The following is a 3,773-nucleotide window of genomic DNA, read 5'->3' on the forward strand; positions in this document are numbered from 1 at the left end:
CCGACCCGCAGCCCTACATCTGGACCAAGACCGCCGACGAGATCCTCGAACGCCTCGCCGGATATCTGAAGCGAATTCCAGACTCAGGACACTAGGGTCCGTCTTCGAAGACCAGATCCAGAGCAGGGGCCCGGACCAGGGACAGCGGATCGGGTCCGGAGCAGGGATCAGATCTCGTACACCGCGCCGGCCCGGGCCAGCTCCACCGGGCCGGCGTACGCGGCGGCGGCGTCGCGGCGGTTGCGCTCGGCGTCGGTCCACGGCGGGATGTGGGTGAGCACGAGCCGGTGCGCCCCGGCGGCGGTCGCGTGCTCACCGGCCTCCCGGCCGTTGAGGTGGACGGCCCGGTAGGTGTCGCGGCCGTCCAGGTAGGCGGCCTCGCAGAGGAACAGGTCGGCGTCCCGGGCGAGTTCGACCAGCTCGGGGCTCTCCCCGGTGTCACCGGAGTAGACCAGCGCGCGGCCGTCGTGCTCCAGCCGGAAGGCGAAGGCGTCCACCGGGTGGTTGACCTGCGCGACGGAGACCCGGAACGGGCCGAGCCCGAAGCTGCCCGGAGTGAGCGTGCGGAACTCGAACACCTCCTTCATCCCGGGGTTCTCCGGCATGTCGTACGCCCGGGCGAGCCGCTCGGCGGTGCCGGCCGGACCGTACACCGGGAGCAGGTCGGGGCAGCCCTCCGCGCGGTAGTTGCGGGCGACCCAGTAGGCGCACAGGTCGACGCAGTGATCCGCGTGCAGGTGGCTGAGCAGGACGGCGTCGACCTCGTAGAGGCCGGTGTACTTCTGCAGCGCGCCGAGCGCGCCGTTGCCGAGGTCCAGCACCACGCGGTAGCCGTCGGCCTCGACCAGGTAGCTGGAGCACGGCGAGTCGGCGGACGGGAAGCTCCCCGAGCACCCCACCACGGTCAGTTTCATCCGAGCCCCTCCGCCCCGACACGTCCTGGCTGCTGTTGGCGTACGACATGGAAACAGCATGGAAAACAAGCATGGAAAACGGCAGGCCGGGCCGGTGGACCGGCCGGTAGCACTGCGTTGGTGTGTCGAGGGTAAGGGCGGAGCAGCACTTTGCCCCCGTCCCCGTGCCGGGCTGTGGCTGGAATCACCCAGACCGCCGGGGCGGGGGCCGCGGCGCCGGATCAGCGGTGCCGGGGGCGGTTGCGGGCCCAGGTGCGGATGGTCGCGGGGTACCAGCGGGGGTGCCCGCTGCCGTCGATCACGTCGGGGTCGGGCAGCAGTCCGTGCCGCCGGTAGTTGCGGACGGTCTCGGGCTGGACGTTGATGTGCCGGGCGATCTCGGCGTACGACCACAGTGCGTCGCTGTTCACGAAGGCACCTCCGGGGGGACGGGGGCGGACGTTCGTGGGGCAGCCTTTCCGGACGGCACCGGGACGCAGGCCGCAGAACGGGCGTCGTGGCGGATCCGTGACGAACCGGGAGCAACGTACGGACAAATGCTCAACTGTCACGGCCGCCACGGTGGTGGCGTCCACCGGCGGCCCGGTACGGTTCGCGGCATGACTGGCATCTGGATCGTTCTCCTGCTGGCGGGCGTCGCCGTGCTGGCCGCCGTCGCGGCGGCGCTGGTCAGGCGCACCCGCCCCGCGTCCCGCCCGGCCGCCCCGACCCGCCCGCGCCCGCGCACCGGGGCCGGGCCGGAGCCGCAGGAGATCTGGTGGGCCGAGGTGCCGTTCGAGGACGGCCCGGGCGCCAAGGACCGCCCCTGCCTGGTGCTGCGGGTGCACGGCCGGACCGCCACCGTCGCGAAGATCACCAGCAAGCACCACGCCGAGCGCCCGGGCGTGCTGCCGCTGCCGCCGGGTTCGGTGGGCGACCGGCAGGGCCGGGCCAGCTGGCTGGAGACCGACGAGCTGCGCGAGGTGCCGCTGTCGGCCTTCCGCCGCCGGGCCGGCACCGTGGACCGCCAGGTCTGGTCCCGGGCCCAGCGGGCGGTGTCGAACCAGGGACGCTAGGGCATCAGGCCCAGAGCTGGCCCTGCAAGGCCTCGACCGCCGCCTCGGTGGACTCGGCGGTGTAGATGCCGGTGGAGAGGTACTTCCAGCCGCCGTCCGCGACCACGAACACGACGTCCGCGCGCTCCCCGGCGGCCGCCGCCTTGCGGCCGACGCCGATCGCGGCGTGCAGGATGGCGCCGGTGGACACGCCCGCGAAGATGCCCTCCTGCTGGAGGAGTTCGCGGGTACGGCGGACGGCGTCGGCGGAGCCGACCGAGAAGCGGGTGGTGAGCACCTCGGCGTCGTACAGCTCGGGGACGAAGCCCTCGTCGAGGTTGCGCAGCCCGTACACCAGGTCGTCGTAGCGCGGTTCGGCGGCGACGATCCGTACGCCGGGGACCTTCTCGCGCAGGTAGCGGCCGACGCCCATCAGGGTGCCGGTGGTGCCGAGGCCGGCCACGAAGTGGGTGACGGTGGGGAGGTCGGCGAGGATCTCGGGGCCGGTGGTGGCGTAGTGGGCGCCCGCGTTGTCGGGGTTGCCGTACTGGTAGAGCATGACCCAGTCGGGGTGCTCGGCGGCGATCTCCTTGGCGATCCGGACGGCGGTGTTGGAGCCGCCGGCGGCCGGGGAGGGGATGATCTCGGCGCCCCACATCCGGAGCAGTTCGCGCCGTTCCTCGCTGGTGTTCTCGGGCATCACGCAGACCATCCGGTAGCCCTTGAGCTTGGCGGCCATGGCGAGCGAGATGCCGGTGTTGCCGCTGGTGGGCTCCAGGATCGTGCAGCCGGGGGTGAGCCGGCCGTCGGCCTCGGCGCGCTCGATCATGTGCAGCGCCGGGCGGTCCTTGATGGAGCCGGTGGGGTTGCGGTCCTCCAGCTTGGCCCAGAGGGTCACCAGGCCGTCGTCGTTGCCGGGGACGGCGGCGGACAGCCGGGGCAGGCGGACCAGGGGGGTGTTGCCGACGGCTTCGAGCGGACTGTCGTATCGCAAGGGAGGCCTCCGGCCACGGCGATGAGGGTGAAGAGGGGCGGTTCCCCCGACCCCGGCGCCGGCCCCGTTGCGTCACGCGCGGGGACGGTGCCGGGGGAACCGGGAGGTCAGCGGGCGCCGCCGGCCACGGCGGGCAGGATGGTGACGCTGTCGCCGTCGGCGAGGGCGGTGGAGATGCCCTCCAGGAACCGGACGTCCTCGTCGTTCAGGTAGACGTTGACGAAGCGGCGCAGCTCGCCGCCGTCGACCAGGCGGGCGGCGATGCCCGGGTGGCGGGCGTCGAGGTCGGTGAAGAGTTCCGCGAGGTTGCTGCCGTTGCCCTCGACGGCCTTGGCGCCGTCGGTGTAGGTGCGGAGGATGGTCGGGATGCGGACCTCGATGGCCATGGGTGCGCTCCTGTGCGAGTCGTGTGGGGTGGGTGGGCCGCAACGGGCGCGGCGGGGCGGAGGGTGCCCGGGGCTCGACGCCGCCGGGGAGGCGGCGGGGCCCGGGTGGGGCGGGGCGGCTCTCAGCGCGAGCGCGCGGGCGTGCCGGGACAGATCGCGCCGGCGTGCCGGCACAGGTCGATGTGCAGGCGCGCCACGAGGCGGGTGCCCGGGGCCTGGTTGCTCACATCGACGGAACGCATGGGCTCATCGTATAGATTCCCGGGCCCGCTCCGACATGCCCGTCCCGCGATCCGGATGCTTTCGTTTCCGATGCTGAGATTCCTCCGGGACGCCGGGGGCCCCCCCCCCCCCCCGGGCGGGGGGGGGGGGGCGGGGGGGGGGGGGGCCCGGCCCCCCCGGGGGGGCGCCCCCCCCCCGCCCGGGTGCCCCCCGATAGAGCCCC

At 73.6% G+C, this 3,773-nt stretch carries 6 protein-coding genes; 1 reads left to right on the forward strand and 5 read right to left on the reverse strand.

The window, feature by feature from the left end; all coding sequences use genetic code 11:
• Window positions 1-167 precede the first annotated feature (167 nt).
• Both ACFXPX_RS11235 and ACFXPX_RS11240 read right to left on the reverse strand, forming a co-directional pair.
• Window positions 168-914 (reverse strand): MBL fold metallo-hydrolase, encoded by a 747-nt coding sequence (locus ACFXPX_RS11235; protein ID WP_380640757.1) that lies wholly within the window; start codon window positions 912-914, stop codon window positions 168-170.
• Between the two features lie 221 nt (window positions 915-1,135).
• The gene (locus ACFXPX_RS11240) at window positions 1,136-1,324 is read right to left on the reverse strand and encodes a MerR family transcriptional regulator (protein WP_375883096.1); all 189 of its coding nucleotides are present in this window, start codon (window positions 1,322-1,324) and stop codon (window positions 1,136-1,138) included.
• 189 nt (window positions 1,325-1,513) lie between these two features.
• On the opposite strand from ACFXPX_RS11240, the gene ACFXPX_RS11245 reads away from it, so the two are divergent.
• The gene (locus ACFXPX_RS11245; protein ID WP_380640759.1) at window positions 1,514-1,969 is read left to right on the forward strand and encodes a type II toxin-antitoxin system PemK/MazF family toxin; all 456 of its coding nucleotides are present in this window, start codon (window positions 1,514-1,516) and stop codon (window positions 1,967-1,969) included.
• Between the two features lie 4 nt (window positions 1,970-1,973).
• On the opposite strand, the gene ACFXPX_RS11250 is transcribed toward ACFXPX_RS11245, so the two are convergent.
• From ACFXPX_RS11250 to ACFXPX_RS11260, 3 genes are all read right to left on the reverse strand, one after another.
• Window positions 1,974-2,942 (reverse strand): PLP-dependent cysteine synthase family protein, encoded by a 969-nt coding sequence (locus tag ACFXPX_RS11250; protein WP_375883090.1) that lies wholly within the window; start codon window positions 2,940-2,942, stop codon window positions 1,974-1,976.
• Window positions 2,943-3,049: 107 nt separating this feature from the next.
• On the reverse strand, window positions 3,050-3,328 hold the full coding sequence (locus ACFXPX_RS11255) for a MoaD/ThiS family protein (protein ID WP_097237732.1): 279 nt from the start codon (window positions 3,326-3,328) through the stop codon (window positions 3,050-3,052).
• 122 nt (window positions 3,329-3,450) lie between these two features.
• Window positions 3,451-3,570, reverse strand: coding sequence for a putative leader peptide (locus tag ACFXPX_RS11260; RefSeq protein ID WP_317621128.1), 120 nt, complete (start codon window positions 3,568-3,570; stop codon window positions 3,451-3,453).
• Window positions 3,571-3,773: the final 203 nt, after the last annotated feature.

Source organism: Kitasatospora sp. NPDC059146 (genome assembly GCF_042786665.1).
Lineage (GTDB): Bacteria > Actinomycetota > Actinomycetes > Streptomycetales > Streptomycetaceae > Kitasatospora.